The 22,888-nt window shown below is 64.3% G+C and carries 21 protein-coding genes and 1 pseudogene; 12 read left to right on the top strand and 10 right to left on the bottom strand.

Annotated features, from left to right (window positions below; genetic code table 11):
- The first annotated feature begins 107 nt into the window (after nt 1–107).
- The 4 genes from ACVIN2_RS36460 (at nt 108) to ACVIN2_RS36445 (ending at nt 5,242) form a co-directional block, all read left to right on the top strand.
- Complete coding sequence (locus ACVIN2_RS36460; RefSeq protein ID WP_456769309.1) at nt 108–1,613, top strand: M81 family metallopeptidase; 1,506 nt, start codon at nt 108–110, stop codon at nt 1,611–1,613.
- A 13-nt stretch (nt 1,614–1,626) separates the two neighbouring features.
- On the top strand, nt 1,627–2,799 hold the full coding sequence (locus ACVIN2_RS36455) for a M20 aminoacylase family protein (RefSeq protein WP_456769308.1): 1,173 nt from the start codon (nt 1,627–1,629) through the stop codon (nt 2,797–2,799).
- Nucleotides 2,792–4,213 (top strand): amidase, encoded by a 1,422-nt coding sequence (locus ACVIN2_RS36450; protein ID WP_456769307.1) that lies wholly within the window; start codon nt 2,792–2,794, stop codon nt 4,211–4,213. The genes ACVIN2_RS36455 and ACVIN2_RS36450 overlap by 8 nt, the downstream gene beginning before the upstream one ends.
- A gap of 138 nt (nt 4,214–4,351) precedes the next feature.
- Complete coding sequence (locus tag ACVIN2_RS36445) at nt 4,352–5,242, top strand: crotonase/enoyl-CoA hydratase family protein (protein ID WP_456769306.1); 891 nt, start codon at nt 4,352–4,354, stop codon at nt 5,240–5,242.
- Nucleotides 5,243–5,351: 109 nt separating this feature from the next.
- Here the strand turns inward: ACVIN2_RS36445 and ACVIN2_RS36440 are convergent, their stop codons facing one another.
- Together ACVIN2_RS36440 and ACVIN2_RS36435 are read right to left on the bottom strand one after the other, a co-directional pair.
- On the bottom strand, nt 5,352–6,329 hold the full coding sequence (locus tag ACVIN2_RS36440) for an NADPH:quinone oxidoreductase family protein (RefSeq protein ID WP_456769305.1): 978 nt from the start codon (nt 6,327–6,329) through the stop codon (nt 5,352–5,354).
- Nucleotides 6,329–6,938, bottom strand: a pseudogene (locus ACVIN2_RS36435) (DsbA family protein). Before ACVIN2_RS36435 ends, ACVIN2_RS36440 begins: the two are co-directional and overlap by 1 nt.
- Before the next feature lie 110 nt (nt 6,939–7,048).
- Here ACVIN2_RS36435 and ACVIN2_RS36430 point away from each other — a divergent pair.
- Complete coding sequence (locus ACVIN2_RS36430) at nt 7,049–8,071, top strand: methionine synthase (protein WP_456769304.1); 1,023 nt, start codon at nt 7,049–7,051, stop codon at nt 8,069–8,071.
- A gap of 16 nt (nt 8,072–8,087) precedes the next feature.
- Here the strand turns inward: ACVIN2_RS36430 and ACVIN2_RS36425 are convergent, their stop codons facing one another.
- The 3 genes from ACVIN2_RS36425 to ACVIN2_RS36415 all read right to left on the bottom strand — a co-directional run bounded on the left by ACVIN2_RS36425 (nt 8,088) and on the right by ACVIN2_RS36415 (nt 10,115).
- Entirely contained in the window at nt 8,088–8,705 is a 618-nt protein-coding gene (locus ACVIN2_RS36425) for a hypothetical protein (protein ID WP_456769303.1), read from the bottom strand.
- 107 nt (nt 8,706–8,812) lie between these two features.
- A complete protein-coding gene (gene gpt, locus ACVIN2_RS36420) occupies nt 8,813–9,340 on the bottom strand; it encodes a xanthine phosphoribosyltransferase (RefSeq protein WP_007602504.1) in 528 nt (175 codons plus the stop codon).
- A gap of 37 nt (nt 9,341–9,377) precedes the next feature.
- Nucleotides 9,378–10,115, bottom strand: coding sequence for a competence/damage-inducible protein A (locus tag ACVIN2_RS36415; RefSeq protein WP_027567758.1), 738 nt, complete (start codon nt 10,113–10,115; stop codon nt 9,378–9,380).
- Nucleotides 10,116–10,392: 277 nt separating this feature from the next.
- Here ACVIN2_RS36415 and ACVIN2_RS36410 point away from each other — a divergent pair, with 277 nt between their 5' ends.
- From ACVIN2_RS36410 to ACVIN2_RS36390, 5 genes are all read left to right on the top strand, one after another.
- On the top strand, nt 10,393–11,811 hold the full coding sequence (locus ACVIN2_RS36410; protein ID WP_456769302.1) for a circularly permuted type 2 ATP-grasp protein: 1,419 nt from the start codon (nt 10,393–10,395) through the stop codon (nt 11,809–11,811).
- Between the two features lie 4 nt (nt 11,812–11,815).
- Nucleotides 11,816–12,760 carry an alpha-E domain-containing protein gene (locus ACVIN2_RS36405; RefSeq protein WP_456769301.1) on the top strand — a complete coding sequence of 315 codons (945 nt, stop codon included), beginning with the start codon at nt 11,816–11,818 and terminating at the stop codon, nt 12,758–12,760.
- A 109-nt stretch (nt 12,761–12,869) separates the two neighbouring features.
- A complete protein-coding gene (locus tag ACVIN2_RS36400) occupies nt 12,870–13,718 on the top strand; it encodes a transglutaminase family protein (protein ID WP_007611900.1) in 849 nt (282 codons plus the stop codon).
- A 122-nt stretch (nt 13,719–13,840) separates the two neighbouring features.
- Nucleotides 13,841–14,599, top strand: coding sequence for a proteasome-type protease (locus ACVIN2_RS36395; protein WP_106944555.1), 759 nt, complete (start codon nt 13,841–13,843; stop codon nt 14,597–14,599).
- A gap of 26 nt (nt 14,600–14,625) precedes the next feature.
- Nucleotides 14,626–15,384, top strand: a complete 759-nt coding sequence (locus ACVIN2_RS36390) for an SDR family oxidoreductase (protein WP_007602492.1) — start codon at nt 14,626–14,628, stop codon at nt 15,382–15,384.
- A gap of 252 nt (nt 15,385–15,636) precedes the next feature.
- Here the strand turns inward: ACVIN2_RS36390 and ACVIN2_RS36385 are convergent, their stop codons facing one another.
- Entirely contained in the window at nt 15,637–16,875 is a 1,239-nt protein-coding gene (locus tag ACVIN2_RS36385) for an MFS transporter (protein WP_456769300.1), read from the bottom strand.
- Nucleotides 16,876–17,033: 158 nt separating this feature from the next.
- On the opposite strand from ACVIN2_RS36385, the gene ACVIN2_RS36380 reads away from it, so the two are divergent.
- Nucleotides 17,034–18,284, top strand: a complete 1,251-nt coding sequence (locus tag ACVIN2_RS36380) for a NupC/NupG family nucleoside CNT transporter (protein WP_456769299.1) — start codon at nt 17,034–17,036, stop codon at nt 18,282–18,284.
- Nucleotides 18,285–18,297: 13 nt separating this feature from the next.
- Here ACVIN2_RS36380 and ACVIN2_RS36375 read toward each other — a convergent pair whose 3' ends face one another.
- The 4 genes from ACVIN2_RS36375 to ACVIN2_RS36360 form a co-directional block, all read right to left on the bottom strand.
- Entirely contained in the window at nt 18,298–19,389 is a 1,092-nt protein-coding gene (locus ACVIN2_RS36375) for a rhomboid family intramembrane serine protease (RefSeq protein ID WP_456769298.1), read from the bottom strand.
- Nucleotides 19,390–19,688: 299 nt separating this feature from the next.
- A complete protein-coding gene (locus tag ACVIN2_RS36370) occupies nt 19,689–20,759 on the bottom strand; it encodes a threonine aldolase family protein (protein WP_456769297.1) in 1,071 nt (356 codons plus the stop codon).
- A gap of 27 nt (nt 20,760–20,786) precedes the next feature.
- Entirely contained in the window at nt 20,787–21,134 is a 348-nt protein-coding gene (locus tag ACVIN2_RS36365; protein WP_456769296.1) for a hypothetical protein, read from the bottom strand.
- Nucleotides 21,091–21,705: a transporter substrate-binding domain-containing protein gene (locus tag ACVIN2_RS36360; protein ID WP_456769295.1), complete on the bottom strand. Its 615-nt coding sequence runs from the start codon at nt 21,703–21,705 to the stop codon at nt 21,091–21,093. Before ACVIN2_RS36360 ends, ACVIN2_RS36365 begins: the two co-directional genes overlap by 44 nt.
- A 152-nt stretch (nt 21,706–21,857) precedes the next feature.
- On the opposite strand from ACVIN2_RS36360, the gene ACVIN2_RS36355 reads away from it, so the two are divergent.
- Nucleotides 21,858–22,778: a LysR substrate-binding domain-containing protein gene (locus tag ACVIN2_RS36355; protein ID WP_456769294.1), complete on the top strand. Its 921-nt coding sequence runs from the start codon at nt 21,858–21,860 to the stop codon at nt 22,776–22,778.
- Nucleotides 22,779–22,888: the final 110 nt, after the last annotated feature.

Raw genomic sequence — 22,888 nt, 5'->3', positions numbered from 1 at the left:
ATTCCTAAAACGATCTGACGCCATGCGCGGCGCGATTGCTTCCCGGCTTGCTCTCGCCGCAAGCACAGGGCTAACGTCGCGCACTTTCAATTGCTGGACTTGAGTTGATGACACGTATCGCCGTCGGCGGCTTCCTGCACGAGACCAACACCTTCGCTCCGACGAAGGCGACGTTCGCGGACTTCCAGCACGGCGGCGGCTGGCCGGCGATGACGCAAGGACCCGACGTGCTGAAGGTGATGCGCCGCATCAATGTCGGCCTCGCCGGTTTCGTCGACAGCGCCGAGGCCCTCGGCTGGGAACTCATCCCGACCATTGCTTGCGGCGCCAGCCCCTCGGCGCATGTCACCAGGGACGCCTTCGAGCGCATCGTCAGTGTCATGGTCGACGGCATCGCAGCCGCCGGCCCGATCGACGCCGTCTATCTCGATCTGCACGGCGCGATGGTCACGGAACATCTCGACGACGGCGAAGGCGAGATTCTGGCCCGCGTGCGCCGCGTCATCGGCAAGGACATTCCGCTGGTCGCGAGCCTCGACCTGCACGCCAACGTCACGCCCGAGATGATGGAGCATGCGGACGCGCTGATCGCCTACCGCACCTACCCCCATATCGACATGGCCGAGACCGGCCGTGCCTGCGCGCGACACCTCGCATTGCTCTTGAAGACAAAGCAGCGTTTCGCAAAATCCTTTCGGCAATTGCCGTTCCTGATCCCGATCAGCTGGCAGTGCACCAACGACCAGCCGACCAAGGGCATCTACGAAAAGCTTGCGGCGCTCGAGAGCGACGCGGTTCCGACGCTGTCCTTCGCCCCCGGCTTCCCCGCCGCCGATTTCCGCGATTGCGGGCCGAGCGTGTTTGCCTATGGCAAGACCCAAGCCGATGCCGACCGCGCGGCGGATGCGATCGTGAAGCTGATCGAAAGCCATGAGGACGATTTCGACGGCAAGATCTGGTCACCCGATGACGGCGTGCGCCACGCGATGGAACTCTCGAAGGGCGCGAACAAGCCGATCATCATCGCCGACACCCAGGACAATCCCGGCGCCGGCGGCGATTCCGACACCACCGGCATGCTGCGCGCGCTGGTCCGCAACAAGGCGAGTGCCGCGACCGGCGCGATCTACGATCCGGCATCGGCGAAAGCCGCGCATGAAGCCGGCGTCGGCGCCACCGTGACGCTGTCGCTCGGCGGCAAATCCGGCATTCCCGGCGACGAGCCCTATCGTGAGGCCTTCGTCGTCGAAAAACTCTCCGACGGCCGCTTCATCGCGCCCGGTCCCTACTACGGCGGCCGCGAGATGGAGATGGGCCCGTCGGCCTGCCTTCGGATCGGCGACGTCCGAATCGTCGTGAGCTCGCACAAGGCGCAGCTCGCCGATCAGGCCATGTACCGCTATGTCGGCATCGAGCCGACTGAACAGAAGATTTTGGTCAACAAGAGCTCGGTGCACTTCCGCGCCGATTTCGAACCGATCGCGGAAAAGCTGATGATCTGCGCTGCCCCCGGCGCGATGCCCGCTGACACAGCCACGCTGCCGTGGACGCGCCTCCGGCCGGGGATCCGCATCAAGCCGAACGGCCCGGTTTTCACTCCCTCCTCACGCTAACTGGACAGAACACATGCCCACGATCGACCGCATCGACGGCTATGCCGACCAACTCACAGCCATCAGGCGCGACCTCCACGCCCATCCGGAAATCGGCTTCGAGGAAGTGCGCACCTCCGGCATCGTCGCGGACAAGCTGAAGAGCTGGGGCATCGAGGTGCATCGCGGTCTCGGCGGCACCGGCGTGATCGGCGTCATCAAAGGCAAGGGCTCGGGCGGCAAGCGTATCGGGCTTCGCGCCGACATGGACGCGCTGCCCATGGAGGAGAACACCAATCTGAAATGGAGCTCGAAAATCCCCGGCCGCTTCCACGGCTGTGGCCATGACGGCCACACCACCATGCTGCTCGGCACCGCGCGCTACCTCGCCGAAACCAAGAACTTCGACGGCACAGTGCACCTGATCTTCCAGCCGGCAGAGGAAGGCCTCGGCGGCGCCCGCGCGATGATCAAGGATGGCCTGTTCGAGAAGTTTCCCTGCGACGAGCTCTACGGCCTGCACAACGCGCCCGACCTGAACCATGGCGAGATCGCGATCCTGCCCGGCCCCGCGATGGCTAGCGCCGACTTCTTCGATCTCCGCATCACCGGCTACGGCGCCCATGGCGCGATGCCGGAGCGCTCCAAGGACGCGGTGATCATCGCGACCACGCTGGCGCAGGCGATCCAGACCATCGTCAGCCGCAATGTCGAGCCGCTGCAGGCCGCAGTCGTCTCGATTACGCAGATCCACGCTGGCTCGGCGTACAACGTCATCCCCGGCGAAGCGCATCTTTGCGGCACCATCCGCACTTTCTCGAAAGAAGTCCGCACCCTGATCAGCGAACGCATCCGCACGATCTGCGCCGGCATCGCGAGCGCCTATCAGTGCGCGATCGACGTCGACATCCGCGACACGTTCGATGTGCTGGTCAACCAGGTCGAGCAGTCCAAGGTGGTCGAGGAGGTCGCGCGCACCATCGTCGACCCCGCCAACGTGATCACCCGCGCCCAGCCGAAGATGGGCAGCGAGGATTTTGCCGACATGCTGCAAACCATTCCCGGCGCCTATTTCTGGGTCGGCCACGACGGCTCGGTGCCCGTGCACAATCCCGGCTTCGTGCTCGACGACAAGATCCTGCCGATCGGTGCCAGCATGTTCGCCCGGATCATCGAGACCCGTATGCCGGTCGGTGCCCATGCATAAAAAGGGTGTCGAAGAGGAAGTCACCTCGCTGCACGATCTCTCCGCGGTCGACCTGATCGCGGGCTATCGCGCCAAGCAGTTCTCGCCGAGCGAGGTGCTGGAAGACGTGCTCGCGCACGTCGCCGCGTGGGAGCCGCACCTCAAGGCGCTTTATGCATGCGATCCAGACGGCGCGCGCGAGGCCGCGAAGGCCTCGACCGCGCGCTGGTCCGGAGGCGAGCCCTCCGGGGCGCTCGACGGCGTGCCGGTGACGGTGAAGGACAACATCGCGACCAAAGGCGTGCCGGTGCCGCTGGGGGCTGCCAGCGTCAAGCTCGTGCCGGCGGAGAAGGACGCACCACCCGCCGCGCGCCTGCGCGAAGCCGGTGCGATCATCTTCGCCAAGACCACCATGCCCGATTACGGCATGCTGTCTTCGGGGCTGTCCTCTTTCCATGCGCTCGCGCGCAATCCCTGGGACCTCTCCAAAAATCCCGGCGGCTCCAGTGCTGGCGCGGGCGCCGCTGCGGCGGCCGGCTATGGCCCGCTGCATCTCGGGACCGATATCGGCGGCTCGGTCCGCCTGCCCGCGGGCTGGTGCGGCCTCGTCGGACTGAAGCCGAGCTTTGGCCGCGTGCCGATCGATCCCGCCTATGTCGGCCGCGTCGCCGGTCCCATGACCCGCACCGTCGACGATTGCGCGCTGATGATGAGCGCGATCGCGAAACCCGACCGGCGCGATGGCACGAGCCTGCCCGCGGAGCCCCTCAACTGGAAGGGGCTGGAGAAATCCCCGCGCAAACTCCGCATCGGATTGATGCTCGATCCCGGCGTTGGCCTAGCGCTGGAGAAACCGGTGCGCGAGGTCGCTGTGAAGGCGGCGAAAGCGTTCGAATCCGCAGGGGCCGTCGTCACCGAAGTCGACGGCATCCTCACGCGCGAGATGCTCGACGGCCTCGACAACTTTTGGCGCGCACGGATGTGGGATGATCTGTCGAAGCTGACGCCCGCCGAACAGGCAAAGGTGCTGCCCTACATTTTCAAGTGGGGCGAGTCCGGCGCGAAGCTCTCGGGTGTCGACGTCATCAGGGGCTTCAACCAGACCATGGCAATCCGGTTGGCGGCATCAAAGCTGTTCTGCGAGCTCGACTATGTGATCTCGCCGACTGCGCCGAACGTGAACTATCCAGCGGAGTGGGCCTCGCCGACCAACGATCCCATGAAGCCGTTCGAGCATATCGCCTATACCGTGCCGTGGAATATGTCGGAGAACCCTGCCGTCTCCATCAATGGCGGCTTCGACGCCAAGGGTTTTCCCATCGGCGTGCAGATCGTCGGCCGCCGCTTCGACGATATCGGCGTGCTCGGCATGGCCAAGGCGTTCGAGAGCCTGCGCGGGCCGCAGAAGCCCTGGCCCAGCCCGCCGGCGAAGTAATCTACATACTCCGTCATGGCCGGGCTTGTCCCGGCCATCCACGTCTATACGCTTGCACTGAAGCAAGTACGTGGAAGCCCGGGCATGACGGCAGGCTGCGTAGAAACACCAATAACAAAGAAAAGGAAGGAAACCACCATGGCGTATGAGACGATCAAATACGAGGTCGCCGAGCAGATCCTCACCATCACGCTGAACCGGCCCGACAAGCTCAACGCCTTCAACGCGCAGATGCAAGGAGAGCTGATCGACGCGTTCGACGCCGCCGACAAGGACGACGACGTCCGCGCCATCATCGTGACAGGCGCCGGCCGCGGTTTTTGCGCGGGCGCAGATCTGTCGTCGGGCGCCGACACCTTCGATCGCGACGCCCGGCGCGGGCCGGTAAAGCGCTTTGCCGATGGCAAGGTCGACTACAGCGATTCCCAGGTGCGCGACGGTGGTGGCCAGGTGACGTTGCGTATCTTCAAATGCCTCAAGCCTGTCATCGCGGCGGTGAACGGTCCCGCGGTCGGCATTGGCGTCACCATGCAGCTCGCGATGGACATCCGCATCGCGTCCGAGGCCGCGCGCTTCGGCTTCGTGTTCTCCCAGCGCGGCATCGTGCCCGAGGCCGCCTCGAGCTGGTTCCTGCCGCGCATCGTCGGCATTTCGCAGGCGCTGGAATGGTGCTATTCGGGCCGCGTCTTCCCGGCGCAGGAAGCCCTCGCCGGTCGCCTCGTCAGCAAGGTCGTGGCCCCCGATGATCTGCTGCCGACCGCCCGTGCGCTCGCCAAGGAATTTGCGGCCAAGACCGCACCGGTGTCGGTGGCGCTGATCCGCCAGATGATGTGGCGCATGATGGGCGCCGACGATCCGATGGAGGCCCACAAGGTCGACAGCCGTGGCATCTACGCCCGCGGGCGCTCCGACGACGTGAAGGAAGGCGTAACGTCGTTCCTGGAAAAGCGCCCTGCGCAGTTCAAGAACAAGGTATCGAGCGACATGCCGGATTATTTCCCGTGGTGGACGGAGCGGGAGTATAAGTGAGGCATCGTAGGGTGGGTTAGCCGAAGGCGTAACCCACCTCTTTCGTATCCGCGGACACAGAAGGGGTGGGTTACGCTTCGCTAACCCACCCTACGATCCAACGGCACCGTCACTCCATCAACAACGCCACGCGCCCGATCGCCTTACGGTCGAGCAACAGCCGCATCGCCTTCGCAAAATCCTCCAGCGGCAGGCGGTGCGAGACGTTCGGGCGCAGCTTGCCCTGCTCGGCCCATTGGAGCAACGCCTTCAGCCTGATCTCGCCGAGCGCGGGATTTTTCCGTACCGCTTCGCCCGCTCGCACGCCGAGCACGCTCGCACCCTTGATCAGCAGGAGATTGGTTTTCGCCGAGCCGATGCCGCCGGTGAAGCCGATCACCAGCAGCCGTGCGCCCCAGGCGATGCAACGCATCGAATTCTCGAACACTTCGCCGCCGACGGGATCGAACACGACGTCGGCACCGCGACCGTCGGTGATCCGTTTGACGGCATCACGAAACGGCTCGCGGTCGTAGCGCACGAGATGATCGGCGCCCCGCGCCCTGGCGATCGCGAGCTTTTCGTCGCTGGACGCGGTCGCGATCACGGTCGCACCCAGCATCTTGCCGATCTCGACCGCGGCAAGGCCCACGCCGCCGCCGGCGCCATGCACCAGCAGCACCTCGCCCGGCTCGAGCCGGCCGCGGTCGATCAGGGCGTGATAGGCGGTGCCGTGCCCGGCGAGATAGGTCGCAGCTTCCGCATAGTCGAACGTCGATGGCATCGGCGTGAGCTGCGACGGGATCACCACTGCTTCGTCCGTGAAAGCGCCGTGTCGCATCTTGACGATGACCTTGTCGCCGACGGCGACGCCGCTGGCCTCTGCGCCGACCTCGGTCACGTCGCCGGCCGCCTCCATCCCCGGCGTAAACGGCAGCTCCGGCTTGAGCTGGTACTCGCCGGCCGCCATCAGCACGTCCGGAAAATTCAAGCCAGCGGCACGGATCGCGACGCGCACTTCGCCCGGCTTCAGCTCGCGCGACGGAAACTCTTCGAGCTGCAATTTTTCAGGCGCGCCGAGTGTGCGGCAAACGACAGCCCGCACCATCAGGCCGCGCTCGCCTTGCCGCGCAGCAGCGCCTCGCGGATCAGCGGCAGGCGATCGTTGCCGAAATACATGTCGGTCTTGCCGACGAAGATCGTCGGCGAGCCGAAGCCGCCGCGGGCGACGACCTCTTCGGTGTTGGCCTTGAGCTGATCCTTGACCTCCTGCCCGGAAATGCCCGCGAAGAATTTCTGCTCGTCGACGCCGACCTTCCTGCAGATCTCGGCGAGCACTGAATCCTGCGAGATGTCCTTGTCCTCGCCCCCAATAGGTCTCGAACACCGCCGTGGCGAAAGGCACCGAGTCCTGCCCGAGCCAGATGCAGCCGCGCATCGCTTTCACGCTGTTGACCGGAAATACCGTCGGCGGCATCTTGATCGCGAGACCGGCCGAGCGCGACCAGTCGGCGAGGTCCTTTTTCATGTAGCGCGCCTTCAGCGGCACCGGTGTCTCACGTTGCGCATAGACACTTGGGTTGACCGTATTGAAGATGCCGCCCACCAGGATCGGCCGCCAGATGATCTCCGCGCCAACCTCCCTGGCCAGCGGCTGGATGTTGTGGAAGGCGAGATAGGTCCAGGGGCTGGAACAGTCGAAGAAGAATTCGATCATGGCGTTTCCGGTCCGGCGCCGCCGGTTTCGAGGCGACTTTTGTTGTTCTGTACCTCGACGTTAAGACATGGCAGGAAGGGGCGCAATCACAACCCGCCGAGAGGGCCGCCATGCTGTTTCCAACCACGATCGCCGGCTCCTTGCCGAAGCCGGAGTGGCTCGCCGAACCCAACATGCTCTGGGCGCCCTGGAAGTCGCAAGGCGACGAGCTCGTCCGCGCCAAGCGCGATGCGACGATGCTTGCCGTCAAGGTCCAGGAGGATGCCGGCATCGACATCGTCACCGAGGGCGAGCAGGCCCGGCAGCATTTCGTCCACGGTTTCCTGGAGAAGATCGAGGGCATCGACTTCGCCCACAAGGTCGAGATGGGCATCCGCAAGGATCGCTACAAGGCGATGGTGCCGCAGGTCGTCGCCCCACTTCGGCTGAAGAGCCGCGTCCACGCCGACGAGGCGCGCGTCGCTCGCGCGCACACGAGGAAGAAGCTGAAATTCACCCTGCCGGGCCCGATGACGATCATCGACACCATTGCCGATCGCTACTATGGCGACCGCGTCAAGATGGCCTTTGCGTTCGCCGAACTCCTGAACGAGGAAGCCAAGGCGCTGCAGGCCGACGGCGTCGATCTCGTGCAGTTCGACGAGCCCGCGTTCAACGTCTACATGGACGAGGTCAACGACTGGGGCATCAAGGCGCTGGAGCGCGCCGCGCAGGGCCTGACCTGCGCCACCGCCGTGCATATTTGCTACGGCTACGGTATCAAGGCCAACACCGACTGGAAGGAAACGCTCGGCACGCAATGGCGGCAGTACGAGCAGATCTTTCCCGCGATCGACGCCAGCCCGATCCAGCAGGTCGCGATCGAGTGCCGCAACTCGAAGGTGCCGCTCGACCTGCTTGCCCTGCTCAAGTCCAAGATCGTGCAGGCCGGCGTGATCGACGTCGCCAGCGACACGGTCGAGACCGCCGAGGATGTCGTGCAGGTGATCGACGCGGTGTCGAAATTCGTGCCCAAGAGCAACATCATCGCCACCACCAATTGCGGCATGGCGCCGATGCGGCGCGAGATCGCCGAAGCCAAGCTGATGGCGCTCGGCGCCGGTGCCGCGCTGGCACGCGAGAAGCTGGGATGATCACGACGCGCGTGTCTTAGTCCAGCGCCGTCGGATGCAGCACGGGCCGGTAGCCGGCCTCGAGCGCGCGCAGCGTTGAGGGCGGCGTCAGCAACTTCATGTCGTCGAGCTGACGCGCGTCCTTGGCATAGCCCGCCGGCGACCACAGCAGGGCCCTCCCCTGCATTATCAAAAAGCTCTTCTCGCCCTGTTGGACCATCGCGCCATCCGGCAATTCCGCGAGCGGCCTCGGCAGCGCATGCAGCCGTTTCTTGCCGCGATCGAGCCGTTCCCGATGCAGTACGGCATCCATCGCCTTGGCGCTGATGCCGCTTGCACCATTCCCTGCTTCCCATGCAACGCGAAAGCGTTTGGCATCATCGCGGCGGCAGAAGAAGCAGGGACGGTGGCCTGCGGCAAAGGCCGTGGCTTCGTCAAGAAAGAACAGCTCGGTCCAGCTCCGCCGCGCCATCACCGGCCGCCGCCAGCCGCGGAATTCACACAGGCAAACGATCCAGGCCGGCGACGACCAACGCTTCTTCAGCAGCGTCTTCGTCGCGGGATCATGGATGATGCCGCGATTGCCGGTGAACAGGCCGCGGTGCGGCGTCGCGATGATCTCGCCAGTCGGCGTGACGCGGTTTTGCAGGGGCATGGTCGCCTCCGCCCGTCATTGCGAGGAGCGAAGCGACGAAGCAATCCAGACTATTTCCGCGGGCACATTTCTGGATTGCTTCGCTGCGCTCGCAATGACGGCGATGATCACGCCGCCCCGTCGCGCAGCGGCGGGTGATAGGACAGCGCGGTGTCCCAGGGGAAGAAGATCCAGGTGTCCTGCGAGACTTCGGTGATGAAGGTATCGACCAGTGGACGTCCCTTCGGCTTGGCGTAGACGGTGGCGAAATGCGCATCGGGCAGCATCGCGCGCACCAGCTTGCCGGTCTTGCCGGTATCGACGAGATCGTCGACGATCAAAAGCCCCTTGCCGGTGCCGCCGCCGAGCTTCATCACGTCTTCGGAAATGCCCTTCAGCACTTTGAGGTCGCCCTGCTTGTCGTGGTCGTAGCTGGCGATGCAGACCGTATCGATCACGCGCACGCCCAACTCGCGCGCCACGATCGCCGCCGGCACAAGGCCGCCGCGGGTGATCGCGATCACCGCATGAAACGGACCAACCTCGTTGAGCCGCCAGGTCAGTGCCCGGCAATCCCGGTGGAACTGGTCCCACGACACCGGAAAGGGGCGGCCCGCCCGTTCTTCCGCACTCAGTTCCGGTGCTTCACCAGCCATCGTCGTCTCCTGCTTTCGTCTGCCGGCAGCTAGGTTGCTAGCGGGTGATGTTCAATCCCGCCAGCATTTCCTTCACCGCCGCCATTGCGGCTGCGAGCTTGTCCGCATCGCGCGAGCGCACCACCAGATTGGTGTTCGGCTTCTGCTCTTCATCCATGAAGGGATAGCTGCCGATGATGGTGTCGGGATGTTGGGCGGCAATCGCCCGCAGCGGGCTGCCGATGTCGCCTTCCCGCGCATTGGCGCGGACCGATTCGGAGAGCATGCGCACGCCCGATTTCAGCTTGGGCGAGACGATGTCCATCATCGCCTGCATGATCGAGGGCACGCCCGCCATCACGATGACATTGCCGATCTTGAAGCCGGGGGCGAGGATGGTCGCGCTCTGGATCAGCTCGGCACCATCAGGGATGCGGGCCATGCGCAGGCGGGCCTCGTTGAGATCCTGCTCGCTCCAGCGCTCGCGGAAACGGGCGACCACCTCCGGATGATGGTCGATGCCGACGCCGAACGCCTTGGCGACGCTATCAGCAGTGATGTCGTCATGGGTCGGCCCGATGCCGCCGGTGGTGAAGACATAGGTGTAGCGATGCCGCAGCGCATCCAGCGCGGCAATGATGTCGGGCTCGTCGTCGGAGACGACCCGGACCTCCTTCAGGTCGATGCCGATATTGGTCAGGTATTCGGCGATGAAGCCGATGTTCTTGTCCTTGGTCCGGCCGGACAGGATTTCGTCCCCAATGACCAGAATACCCGCCGTGACGATCTCGCTCATACCTCAAGTCCCTCACCTATCGGCCCGACTTTGCCGAGGTAACGCGTTGAAGTCACGCGCTTTTGCTGCCGAAATAAGCACTCCTCAGCCATTTTTTCAGGCAAGCCGCCGGCCATCCCCGGCAAATGTCCTCTCCCCATGCTTATCGCGCTGGCCCGGCCCTTGCTACCGCATGAAAGTCATGCACTCTTGCCGCATGGCCAGGACGTTGCGGTCTTCCCCAAGGCCTCGCGGCCTGTCGAATGGCGCAACGCCTTGCGGAGACAAGTCGGGATCTATGGCAGTCGCGTTTGATGAAATGAACATTCCCGGTGGGGACCTTCGCCCCGCCTATCAGGAGCTGGCGCGCTGGCTCAAGGAGACGCCTCCCGAGGCGCTCGAATATCGCCGCCAGGAGGCCGAGCTCCTCTTCCGCCGCATCGGCATTACCTTCGCGGTCTATGGGGACACCGAGTCCACGGAGCGCCTGATCCCCTTCGACGTGATCCCGCGGATCATGTCCGGCAAGGAATGGTCGCTGCTGGAGAAGGGCCTGAAGCAGCGCGTGCGCGCGCTCAACATGTTCCTGCGCGACATCTATCACGGCCGCGACATCCTCCGCGCCGAGATCGTGCCCGACGACCTCATCTTTCAGAACCCGGTCTTCCGTCCCGAGATGAACGGACAGCAGGTGCCGCACGACGTCTACGTGCACATCGCCGGAATCGACATCGTCCGGGTCGATTCCGAGGACTTCATCGTGCTGGAGGACAATGCGCGTACGCCTTCGGGCGTGTCCTACATGCTGGAAAACCGCGAGATCATGATGCGGCTGTTTCCGGACCTGTTCGCCCGCCACAGGGTGGCCCCGGTCGAACGCTATCCGGACGAGCTGCTGTCCGCCCTGCGCTCGGTGGCGCCGCAAAGCGCCTCCGGCGAGCCGACCGTCGCATTGCTCACGCCGGGCGTCTACAACTCGGCCTATTACGAGCACTCCTTCCTCGCCGACAAGCTCGGTATCGAGCTGGTCGAGGGCCGCGACCTCATCGTCAAGAACAACGAAGTGTTCATGCGGACGACCGAGGGCGTGAAACGGGTCGACGTGATCTACCGCCGCGTCGACGACGACTACCTCGATCCCCTCACCTTCCGGCCCGACTCCGCGCTCGGCGTGCCCGGGCTGATGTCGGCCTATGCGGCCGGTAACATCACGCTCGCCAACGCCGTCGGCACCGGCATCGCCGACGACAAGGCGATCTACTCCTACATGCCGGACATCGTAAAATTCTATCTCGGCGAGGAGCCGATTCTGAAGAACGTGCAGACCTGGCGCTGCCGCGAGCCGAAGGACCTCGCCTATGTGCTGGACCATCTGAGCGAACTCGTCGTGAAGGAGGTGCACGGCTCCGGCGGCTACGGCATGCTGATCGGACCTGCCGCGACCAAAGCGACGATTGAAGCCTTCCGCGAAAAGCTCAAGCGCGAGCCCGAAGGCTTCATTGCGCAGCCCACGCTGGCGCTCTCGACCTGCCCGACCTGCACGGCATCCGGCCTTGCGCCGCGCCACGTGGACCTGAGGCCGTTCGTGCTCACCGGCAGCAAGAGCACCACGATCGTGCCCGGCGGGTTGACACGCGTTGCCCTGAAGGAAGGCTCCCTGGTGGTGAATTCGAGCCAGGGCGGCGGCACCAAAGATACCTGGATCCTGGACGAGTAGAGAGATGCTGTCGCGTACCGCCGAAAACCTCTATTGGCTCGCCCGTTACGTCGAACGGGCCGAGTATCTCGCGCGCACCATCGATGCGACGCTGCGCGTCACCGCGCTTCCCGCCGCCTATATCGGCAAGACCAACGAATGGGACTCGGCACTTTTGACCGCCGGCGTTGCCGCAAGCTTCTATCAGACCTACGAGGAAGCCAACGAGCACAACGTCGTCGAGTACCTCTCGTTCTCGCCGAACAACCCGTCCTCGATCAGGAATTGCATCGAGGCGGCGCGGCTGAATTCGCGCTCGGTGCGCACAGCGCTGACGAGCGAGATGTGGGACACCATCAACTCAGCCTGGATCGAATTGCAGGAAGTCTGGAGCAGAGGGACCTCCACGCGCGAGGACCTCGCAAAATTCCTGCGCTTCGTGCAGGAGACCTCGCTGCGCTTCGACGGCTCGGCCTACCGGACCATGTTGCGCAACGACGCTTATTGGTTCTCGCGGATGGGCCTGCATCTCGAACGCGCCGACAACACCGCGCGCATTCTCGACGTGAAATACCATGTGCTGCTGCCCGAGGAGGAGCACGTCGGCGGCCCGCTCGATTTCTACCAGTGGACCTCGATCCTGCGCTCGGTCTCGGCGCTGACGGCCTATCACTGGGTCTATCGCGAGACGCTGAAACCCTGGCTGATCGCGGACCTCTTGATCCTCAACGACACGCTGCCGCGTTCACTGGCGAGCTGCTACGGCAACCTCGTGCGCAATCTCGATCAGATCGGGGTCGCCTATGGCCGCCAGGGTCCGGCCCAGCGCCATGCCCGCGGCATCCGCAACCGGCTGGAACACAGCAATATGAACGACATTTTCCAGCATGGCGTGCATGAATTCATTCAGGAATTCATCTCCGACAATTCCAGGCTGGGCGAAATCATCACGAAGCAGTATTTGATCTGATCTTCTGTCATTCCGGGATGGTCCGTAGGACCAGACCCGGAATCTCGAGATTCCGGGTTCGATGCTGACGCATCGCCCCGGAATGACCACTTAGAAATCACGGTCCCCCATGCGCCTGCGAATCCTGCACACCACGACCTATCGCTACGAGCCGCAGGCCACGAGCGTGATCCAGATCCTGCGCATGACGCCCGGCAGCCATGACGGGCAATATGTGGCGGAGTGGCAGATCGACGTGTCGACCGACACCAAGCTCGACACCCACGAGGACGCGTTCGGCAACGTCACCCATGTCCTGTCCTGCGGACCCGTCGGCGACATCAAGATCACCGCCGAGGGCCTGATCGAGACCCACGACACCGGCGGCGTTCTGCGCGGCGCCGACGAGCGCTTTCCGGCCGGCATGTTCTTGCGCGCCACCGACCTCACCACGGTCAATCCGGCGATGAATGCGGTCGCGCGCCAGCTGCGCAGCGAGGCCGAAAGCGACACGCTCGGCTTCCTGCACACGCTGATGACGCAAATCAGCGATCACATGACCTTCGACGAGGACCCGACCAACAGCGGCACATCGGCGGCGGAAGCGTTCACGCTCAAGCGCGGCGTCTGCCAGGACTACGCGCACATCTTCATCGCCTGCGCCCGCAGCGGCGGCGTGCCGGCGCGATTCGTCTCCGGCCACTTCCTGCGCTCCGACGGCACGGTGCATCAGGACGCGGGCCATGCCTGGGCGGAGGCCTATGTCGACGGTCTCGGCTGGGTCGGCTTCGATCCCGCCAACAGCATCTGCGCCACCGACGCCCATGTCCGCGTCGCGATCGGGCTCGATTATCTCGGCGCCGCCCCCGTGCGCGGCACCCGCTATGGCGGCGGCGCGGAGACGCTGTCAGTGGCGGTCAAGGTCGAGCAGGCCGGCCGCGGCGGCCAGTCGCAATCGCAATCCCAGCGGCAGAGCTGAACCGCGCCACGCACGCCCCCCGCCCGCGCACAGCTTCACCCTGCCGCCCCGCGGCAATCGGGGGTTGGAGCGGCCGTTGAAATTGGCTAGTAATTCCGCGCAAACGCGTTCGGGGACTGGAAATGACCTATTGTTGCGGAATTCTGGTTCGGGACGGTCTGGTGATGATCGCCGACACCCGCACCAATGCCGGCCTCGACAACGTCTCGACCTTCCGCAAGCTTCACATCTTCTCCAAGCCCGGCGACCGCATCATGGCGATCGCCAGCGCCGGCAACCTCGCGATCAGCCAGTCGGTGCTCTCGACGCTGACCGAGGGCCTCGAAGACCCCAACACGGGTGAGATCGAGACGCTGATGAACGCGCCGACCATGTTCCAGGCCGCCCAGCGCATCGGCCGGGCGATCCGGGCCGTGCACACGACCGAAGGGCCGGCGCTCAAATCAGAGGACGTGTCATTCGACGTGTCCTTCCTGTTCGGCGGCCAGATCAACGGCGCGCGCATGCGTCTGTTCATGGTCTACACCGCCGGCAATTTCATCGAATGCACCACCGACACACCCTATTTGCAGATCGGCGAGCACAAATACGGCAAGCCGGTGCTCGACCGCGCCATGCATTACGACGTCGAGCTCTACGAGGCGCTGAAGACCGGGCTGATCTCGATGGATTCGACCATGCGCTCGAATCTCGGCGTCGGCCTGCCGATCGACGTGCTGGTGGTGCGCGCCGACGCCTGCGAGGCCGATCTCAACCACCGCATCGAGGCGGGCGAACCCTATTTCCACGATTTGCGCTCGCGCTGGTCGGCGGCCTTGCGAGCCGCGCATCAGAACATTCCGCGGCCGCCCTACAAGAACGAAAAAGAATCCAAAACCTGACAGCTCAAGAGAAAAGGCAGGAAACAATGAGTGAAGCGAAAAAGATCGCAGTGGTGACGGGCGCCGGCACTGGAGTCGGGCGCGCGGCGTCACTGGCGCTGATGAACACAGGCTTCACCGTGGTGCTGGTCGGGCGCCGGCCCGACATGCTCGAGGAGACGGCCAAGCTCGGCCCCGCCGGAAAGAGCCTCTGCGTCACCGCCGACATGACCAAGCCGGACTCGATCGCCGCGCTGTTCGACAAGGTCAAGGCCACCTACGGCCGGCTCGACGTGCTCTTCAACAATGCCGGCATGGGCGCACCGCCGGTGAACTTCGAGGATCTCAGCCTCGAGCAGTGGCAGGCGGTGGTGAACACCAACCTCACCGGCCCGTTCCTGTGCACCCAGCACGCCTTCCGCATCATGAAGGACCAGAGCCCCCGCGGCGGCCGCATCATCAACAACGGCTCGATCTCGGCGCATGCGCCGCGGCCGTTCTCTGCCGCCTATACCTCGACCAAGCACGCTATCACCGGCCTCACCAAGGCCTCCAACCTCGATGGCCGCATGTACGACATCGCGGTCGGCCAGGTCGACATCGGCAACGCCGCAACGCCCATGACCGACCGCATGGTCAACGGCCCCGGCGTGCTGCAGCCCGACGGCACCTCGAAGCAGGAGCCGCGCATGGACGCGAAGGCGGTCGGCGATGCCGTTGCCTACATGGCCGGCCTGCCGCTCGACGCCAACGTGCTGACCATGACCGTCATGGCAACCAAGATGCCGTTCGTGGGACGGGGCTGAATAAAAAACGCGAAAACAACCCCATGCACAGTAGGCGGCCCATTGATTCGTCTACGGTATTTCCGCAGTCGTCATTGCGCGCGAAGCTCTCTCCTTCTCCCTCTCCCCGTTCTTACGGGGAGAGGGTTGGGGTGAGGGGCTGTTTCAGCAAATCACGGTAGCAATCGAATCGCGGAGAGTCCCCCTCACCCGGAATCCGCGCTACGCGCGAATTCCGGCCTCTCCCCGCAAGCGGGGAGAGGCGAAGAGTCCCTATTCCAGCCTCTCCACCTGCCGCAGGCTCGGGAACAGCTTCATCCACAACAGCGCCACCGCGACCGTGCAGACGCCGCCCAGCACGGCAGCTGGCATGGCACCGAATAATGCGGCAGCCACTCCGCTCTCGAACTGGCCGAGCTGGTTCGAGGCGTTGATGAAGAGGAAGTTCACCGCACCGACCCGGCCGCGCATCTCGTCAGGGGTCGCGAGCTGCACCAGCGAGAAGCGGATCACGACGCTGATCGTGTCGGCCGCGCCGAGAACGGCGAGCGCGAGCACCGACAGCCACATCCAGGACGACAGTGCGAACACGATCGTTGCGACGCCGAAGACGATCACGGCCTGAAACATGCGCAGGCCCACGTGCCGCGAAATGGCGTGACGGGCCAGCACCATTGTCATCAGCAGCGCGCCGACCGCGGGCGCGGCGCGCAGGATCCCGAGCCCCATCGGACCAGTCTGGAGGATGTCGCGGGCATAGATTGGCAGAAGCGCGGTGACGCCGCCGAACAGCACCGCGAACAGATCGAGCGAGATGGTGCCGAGGATCGCGGGATTGCTGCGGATGAAGCGGACGCCGGCGAAGATATTGTCGGCGCCCGCCATGTCCTTGGCGATCGCTTGTGGGCGCGGCCGGATGAAGCCGGTCAGGATCATCCCGAAGATCCAGAACAGCACCATCACGGTGTAGGCGAGATGCGGTGCGACCGCGTAGGCAAAACCGCCGAGCGCCGGACCTGTAATGGTCGCGACCTGCGCCGCGCCGCTGGAGACGGCGGTGGCACGCTGGAGCGAGCCCTGCGGCGCGATCGCGGGCAGTAGCGCGGCAGTGGTCGGACTTTCGAAGGCCCCGGCAATGCCCAGCACGAAGGTCGCCACGAAAATCTGAACTTCGCTGACCGAGCCGAGATAGGTGATGATTCCGAGATAGAGCGCCGTCGCCGCTTCCACGAACTGGCAGAGCTGGACCACGCGCTTGCGCTCGTAGCGGTCGGCGGCATGGCCGGCGACGAACACCAGCAGCGCGGTGGGCAGGAATTGCACGAGGCCGACCATGCCGAGGTCGAAGGCCGAGCCGGTGAGATCGTAGATCTGCCAGCCGATCGCGACCGCCGCAATCTGGCTGGAGAAACGCGACAGGCTGCGCGAGAGCAGAAAGAACAGGAAGGCGCGGTGGGAGAGGAGCGCGCGGGCACTGACCGGCGGGTTTCCCGATATTGGCTGGTCTGGCATCGCCTGTTCGGTCACGCTCGGACTATCCGGCTCCTGATGTCGACGTGCTCCGCGTGGCTGACGCGGACCTGCTTGTCAACAGCGGGACGCTCCGACAATCTCCCGGCATTGCGTTTGCAACGCAGGGGTGGCCATAATCATCGGGGTTTGGGGACATCATGCTGCGGCTGCAATCGGCACTCGGCGTTTTCGCATTGCTGTTGATCGCCTTGGTCCTGAGCGAGAACCGCCGCGCGGCCTCGCTGCGCCAGGCGGCGATCGGCCTCGTCGCCACCTTCGTCACCGCGATCGTTCTCCTGAAGGTGCCTGTCGTCGCGCGCGCCTTCGGTGCCATCAACGACGCCGTGGGCGCGATCTCGGCGGCCTCGCGCGCCGGCTCCTCCTTCGTGTTCGGCTATGTCGGCGGCGGTCCCCTGCCCTTCGACCTGAAAGCACCGGGTGCCGATTTCGTCCTGGCGTTCCAGGCGCTGCCGATCGTGCTGGTCATGAGCGTGCTGACGACGCTCTTGTTCTATTGGCGCGTGCTGCCGCCGGTCGTGCGCGGCATGGCCTGGCTGCTGGAGCGCACGCTCGGCGTCGGCGGCGCGGTCGGGCTCTCGACCGCAGCCAACATCTTTCTCGGCATGGTCGAGGCGCCGCTGTTCGTGCGGCCTTATCTGACGCAGATGACCCGCAGCGAGTTGTTCCTGGTGATGACCGGCGGCATGGCCGGCATCGCCGGCACGGTGCTGGTGCTGTACGCGACGCTCCTTGCTCCCCTCATTCCCGACGCAGCCGCGCATTTCGTCATCGCCTCGGTGCTGGGCGCGCCGGCCGCGATCCTGGTCAGCCTCATCATGGTGCCGGAGACATCCGCCAAGCACACCGGCGGCGCGCTGGAGGCTCCCGAGATGGAGGTCTCCGGCACCATGGACGCGATCGTGAAAGGGACCGGCGCGGGGATCGAGCTGCTGATCAACATCGTCGCAATGCTGCTGGTGCTGGTGGCGCTGGTCTATCTCGTCAATGCCATTCTCGGCCTGCTGCCTGATATCGGCGGCGCTGCGATCTCGTTGCAGCGCCTGCTCGGCCTCGTGATGGCGCCGGTGTGCTGGCTGATGGGATTGCCGTGGGACCAGGCCATCACCGCCGGCAGCCTGATGGGCACGAAAACCGTGCTGAACGAATTGATCGCCTATGTCGACTTCTCCAAGCTGCCGCCCGGCACGCTCGATCCGCGCTCGCGCCTGATCATGCTCTATGCGATGTGCGGCTTCGCCAATTTCGCCAGCCTTGGCATCATGATCGGCGGTCTCGGCGTGATGGCGCCGGAACGGCGCGAGGAAATCAACGCGCTCGGGCTGAAGTCGATCGTGTCGGGAACGCTGACGACGTGTCTGATGGGAGCAGTGGTGGGGGTGTTGAGCTAGCTCTCTCCGCTCGTCACTCCGGTCGACCGCACAACTTCGACTTCTGCAATATACGCCGCACCTCAGGCAGCTTGGCACGGCACGGCTCGACCGCCATGGCCTTCGCCTCACTGTTTCGTCCCTGCGCCCATAGCAACACCGCCATCAAGCCCTGCGCCCCGATGCGCACCGGTCCACCCGCTACATCCGAAGCGGCGAGCGACATGGCAGTTCGCGCTTCTGTTTCAGCGGCACTGAGGTTCGCTTTTTCAAGGAAGAAGACCGCACGGAACAGATGAGCCCGCGGGTCTTTCGGATAGCGGGTGACGAGATCTGAAGACCGGCTCGTCATCTCGCCAGCGTTCGGCGGCACTTCCGATGCGCGGATATACTGCACGGCATCAGCCATGTAGGACGAATAATGAGCGGCGGCGAAGCCGGCGCAGATCAGAGATCCGACGAATCCTCCGAGCAACACCATGCCGGTGCTCCGCGGCAGGCTGTCATAGGACCAGAAGGCGAGCCACGGCACGATGGCAAGCGCACCGCCGGCCAGCGCACCACCTGCATGGGCAAAATAGTTGACATTGCCGGAGGCTCCAAAGGCAAGCGGCAGCAGAGCGGGAACACCAAAGAAGAGCGACGTCTTCAGTCTCGACATTGTTTGCTCGGCGTCCGCTTCTGGCTCGAAGCTCGCGATGAACAGCGCCGCGATGAGCCCGGTAATGGCACCGGACGCACCGACGCTCACCGTGCCGGGGCCATTGCCCAGAAGCGAGCCGGCCTCCCCAGCCAGGGCACTGGCGACGAAGATCAGCGAAAACCAGCCACGACCGATCAGGCTCTCCAGCCTGACGCCGACGATGAACAGCGCAACGCAGTTGCCTATGAGGTGCCCATTGCTGCCATGCAGAAGCGGCGCAAGGCCGATCCGCCACCACTCGTTCCTTCCGACAACCAGATCGTAGCCAGACGCGCCCTGAGCGATCAGCGAACGGACATCGAGCGAGCCGTCCGGCCCAATGTCCATGGCGAGACTGCGTTGCAGAGCGTAGATCAGGAGCAGACAGAAAATCAGGCCGATGGTGAGGAAAGGGATATCGACCAGAAGCTTGTTGTCGCCCAAAAGCGTCCCCTCACTGGGCAGGGGCCGGGGAGCGATCGGTGCGGCGACGGGTTGAAGCGGCGCGGGTTGAAATGATCCTCTTGGAGAAGGCGCTACGACGCCGCGTCGGCCAAAAGTGTTGGTCGCCATGAAAACATGTCCCGCATTTTCACAGCCTTGAGTTGACGCGAGAGGTATTTTCGACTGGTTACCGCCCGCCCTGCGGACGGCTGAAACCATCCGATTGGTAACTGCCCGGTTTCACGGATCGGGCGCCTTCTAACGATCGGCTGATCGTGGGAGTGCTGAGTAAGCCCTCTCTAAGCCAAAGCTCCAGCCACGGTGCGAAATGCCATGACCGCGCGATCAATATCCGCATCATCGATATGGCGATGGGTCACGCAGCGCAAGCGACGCCTGCCCCAGGGCCTCGCCCTCAGGCCCGCCCTTTCGAGAGCCCCGGACCACGTGGCGCTGTCGCGTCCGGAGAGAGAGACATCAACCTGCACGATATTCGTCTGCGGGATTGTCGCGCTGATCTTTGGATGCATCCCGTTCAACGCATCACTCAGCGCTCGCGCACGCCGGTGATCCTCCGCCAGACGCGTCCCCATGACCTGAACCGCCTCCAGGCCGGCCGCGGCCAGGACGCCGATCTGACGCTGCGTGCCTCCCAGCATGCGGCGAAACCTGCGGCTGCTGTCGATCACTGCGCGTGGCCCCGCGAGCACGGCACCGGCGGGTGCGCTCAGGCCCTTCGACAAACACAGAGAAACCGTGTCGCAATGTCTCGCAATTTCGGCCGGCGCCGTTTCAAGGGCGACGGCGGCGTTGAACAGCCGCGCGCCGTCGAGATGCACCGGGACACCCCGGGCCGAGGCCATGGCGTGCACGGCCTGCATATGATCCAGCGGCAATACGGCGCCGCTCGCGTTGTTGTGCGAGGTTTCCATTGCGACAAGAGCGGTCCCGAGCTTGAGCCCTTCGCCCTGCAGGGCGTCCTCCAGCAAATTCAGATCCATTGCGCCGGCGGTGCCGGCAATGGCGAGGTAGAACTGCCCCGTAAACGTCGCCGCCCCTCGTTCCGAGGTGTACATATGGGCATTCGATTCCAGCACGATCTGTTCGCTGCGCTGCGACTGCGCCAGCGTCGCCAGCAAATTGGCCATGGTGCAGCTCGGCACAAACAGGCCGGCGTCCTTGCCCAACGCCGCAGCCGCGACGGCCTCCAGCTCCTGCACCGTGGGGTCACCGTCCAACCCGTCATCGCCGAGCGGCGCAGAGGCCATGCGGGCATACATCGCCTCGGTCGGCTTGGTGACGGTATCGCTGCGCAGATCGATGGGTGGCAACCCGGCGCCTGCCGGACTCGTGTCGTTTTGATGTGCCATTGCGAGACCTCTAGAGCGCTTGTCGCGTCATTCGTAGACTGCCGGGTCGCCGGAATCGGTCGGGTTGGCGAGCGCCCGCTTGAGGGCGGCGCTCATCGGGAATTTCAGGTTGAGGCCATGCGGTGGAATTGGTGAATTGAAATATTTATCGTAGAGCGCCGCAATCTGTCCGCTCTTCATCAGGTCGATCACGGCATCGTCGACCATCTTCTTGAAAGCAGGATCGTCCTTGGGTTGGACGATGCCATAGGGCGCCGTCTCGAGGCTCTTGCTACCGATCAGGAAGTCATCCGGCGTTCTGGACGAGGCGACCGTGGCATAGGCAAGACCGTCATCGTTGGCGGTGCCGGCTACCCGGCCCGTCGACACCAACAAGAAGGTCTCGGCGGTGTCCTTGGCCGGCACCACCGTTGCTGAGATTGTCCCTGGCATTGATCAGCGTAATCACCTTGAACGTCTGGCCGCCGGCCTGGGCGGCGATGGCCTTGCCGCGAAACGAAGCCGGGTCGTTGACATCGACCCCGCCATCCTTGCGCGCGACGAGGACGACCTGCGCAACGAAGGTGGTGGGAGCAAAGGCAACGAGTTTATGCCGCTCGATGTTATTGGTCGTGTTGCCGCATTCGAGATCGATCGTGCCGTTGGCGAGCAGCTGAATGCGTGTCGCCGAGGTGATGGGGTTGTAGCGAACCTCGAGCTTGGGAAGCTTGAGGGCCGTCTTGATCGCCTGCACCACCTGTTCACAGATTTCCACGGTGTAACCGATCGGCTTCTGGTTGCCGTCGAGATAGGCGAAGGGCACCGAGGTCTCGGGGTACCCCAATGTGATCGAGCCGCTCTCACGGATCTTGTCCAGCCTGCCCGCGCCCTGGGCCATGGCCTCGCTGGAAAGAAGAACACCAGCGACGGTCGCCGCGGCCAGTGCCTTGATCATCGTCGCTTTCATATGTCCCTCTTGTCGCGAATCTCGGTGACGCCGTCCACGGTGGGTGAGCAACCCCAAGACAGCTCCGTGCGAACAGCTCCGTGCCCTGGACTATCGTCCAAAAGCCCGATCTGATGAAATTCCAGTTTCATACTCTCCTATACGGATTTGATATGGCGACCAGACGCATGGGCCTGAAGCATGTGGAGGCTTTTCGGGCGGTCTTCGTGACGGGATCGATGACGCAGGCGGCTCAGCGCATGCATACCTCGCAGCCCCAGATCAGCCGCCTGATCGGACAGCTGGAGGCGATCACACAATTCCCGCTGTTCGACCGCAGTGGCGGCCGCCTCCGCCCGACGGTGGATGGATCGCGCTTTTTCCAGGAGGTCGAGAAGACTTTCATCGGCCTGGCGGGACTGGAGGCCAGCGCAGCCAGCATCCGCTCGTTCGGTATGGGTCGGTTAAGTGTTGCGGCGATGCCGCGCCTGGCTGGCGGCCTGCTGACGCGCATCGCGGCACGCTTCAAGGTGGACTATCCGCATGTGATGATCTCGATCCGATCCGGCACGGCGAGCGCCGTGCACGACTGGGTCAGTTCCGGGCTTTGCGACACCGGATTGGCAATGCTCTACGGCGAGGCTGCGGGGGTGCATGTCGAGCCGGTGCTCAAGACCCGTTGCGTCGCGATCATGCCGAAGGCGCATCGTCTTGCGCAGAAGAAGACGCTGCGCCCTGCCGATTTCGCCGACGAGGCCTTCATTTCGTTCGCCACGGGGAGTCCACTCTACGATCGCATCGATACGATCTTCGCGCAGGCCGGCGTCACGCGCCGCATTGTTGCGGAGACCGATCTGGGCGCATCGGTCTGCGCCCTGGTCGCCGCGGGCCTCGGCATCAGCATTATCAACCCGATTGCCGCGCATGACGAAAGCTCCGGTGCGGCCCTGATCACGCGCCCCTTCAACCCGGCCGTCCCCGTTACGATCGCACTGCTCTATCCACCTTATGCCGCGCGCGCCCGGTTGATCGATGCCTTCAGCGAATATGCTCGCAAGGTCATGAGCACGGAATTGGGCTATCTCGAGCGGTAACGGGTCGATCCGCGGCGAGGCTTGCGTGAGGCTGGCGCCCTGGTAGCTCCGATGGAGCGCAGCGCAATCGCGACAATCCTTCCATGTTAATCTCGTCAGGAGATTCGGGT

The sequence above is a fragment of the Bradyrhizobium sp. USDA 3650 genome, from assembly GCF_054057395.1.
The sequence above is the reverse complement of the archived record's forward strand: the minus strand, read 5'-3'. Positions and strand labels throughout refer to the sequence as shown.

Bases quoted from the DNA above. Each gene is read 5' to 3' on its own strand.
- ACVIN2_RS36355 (WP_456769294.1), top strand. From the start codon at position 21,858: ATGGCGACCAGACGCATGGGCCTGAAGCATGTGGAGGCTTTTCGGGCG.
- ACVIN2_RS36360 (WP_456769295.1), bottom strand. From the start codon at position 21,705: ATGAAAGCGACGATGATCAAGGCACTGGCCGCGGCGACCGTCGCTGGT.
- ACVIN2_RS36450 (WP_456769307.1), top strand. From the start codon at position 2,792: ATGCATAAAAAGGGTGTCGAAGAGGAAGTCACCTCGCTGCACGATCTC.
- ACVIN2_RS36430 (WP_456769304.1), top strand. From the start codon at position 7,049: ATGCTGTTTCCAACCACGATCGCCGGCTCCTTGCCGAAGCCGGAGTGG.
- ACVIN2_RS36400 (WP_007611900.1), top strand. From the start codon at position 12,870: ATGCGCCTGCGAATCCTGCACACCACGACCTATCGCTACGAGCCGCAG.
- ACVIN2_RS36445 (WP_456769306.1), top strand. From the start codon at position 4,352: ATGGCGTATGAGACGATCAAATACGAGGTCGCCGAGCAGATCCTCACC.
- ACVIN2_RS36410 (WP_456769302.1), top strand. From the start codon at position 10,393: ATGGCAGTCGCGTTTGATGAAATGAACATTCCCGGTGGGGACCTTCGC.
- ACVIN2_RS36395 (WP_106944555.1), top strand. From the start codon at position 13,841: ATGACCTATTGTTGCGGAATTCTGGTTCGGGACGGTCTGGTGATGATC.
- ACVIN2_RS36405 (WP_456769301.1), top strand. From the start codon at position 11,816: ATGCTGTCGCGTACCGCCGAAAACCTCTATTGGCTCGCCCGTTACGTC.
- ACVIN2_RS36385 (WP_456769300.1), bottom strand. From the start codon at position 16,875: ATGCCAGACCAGCCAATATCGGGAAACCCGCCGGTCAGTGCCCGCGCG.
- ACVIN2_RS36455 (WP_456769308.1), top strand. From the start codon at position 1,627: ATGCCCACGATCGACCGCATCGACGGCTATGCCGACCAACTCACAGCC.
- ACVIN2_RS36440 (WP_456769305.1), bottom strand. From the start codon at position 6,329: ATGGTGCGGGCTGTCGTTTGCCGCACACTCGGCGCGCCTGAAAAATTG.
- ACVIN2_RS36370 (WP_456769297.1), bottom strand. From the start codon at position 20,759: ATGGCACATCAAAACGACACGAGTCCGGCAGGCGCCGGGTTGCCACCC.
- ACVIN2_RS36425 (WP_456769303.1), bottom strand. From the start codon at position 8,705: ATGCCCCTGCAAAACCGCGTCACGCCGACTGGCGAGATCATCGCGACG.
- gpt (WP_007602504.1), bottom strand. From the start codon at position 9,340: ATGGCTGGTGAAGCACCGGAACTGAGTGCGGAAGAACGGGCGGGCCGC.
- ACVIN2_RS36415 (WP_027567758.1), bottom strand. From the start codon at position 10,115: ATGAGCGAGATCGTCACGGCGGGTATTCTGGTCATTGGGGACGAAATC.
- ACVIN2_RS36380 (WP_456769299.1), top strand. From the start codon at position 17,034: ATGCTGCGGCTGCAATCGGCACTCGGCGTTTTCGCATTGCTGTTGATC.
- ACVIN2_RS36390 (WP_007602492.1), top strand. From the start codon at position 14,626: ATGAGTGAAGCGAAAAAGATCGCAGTGGTGACGGGCGCCGGCACTGGA.
- ACVIN2_RS36460 (WP_456769309.1), top strand. From the start codon at position 108: ATGACACGTATCGCCGTCGGCGGCTTCCTGCACGAGACCAACACCTTC.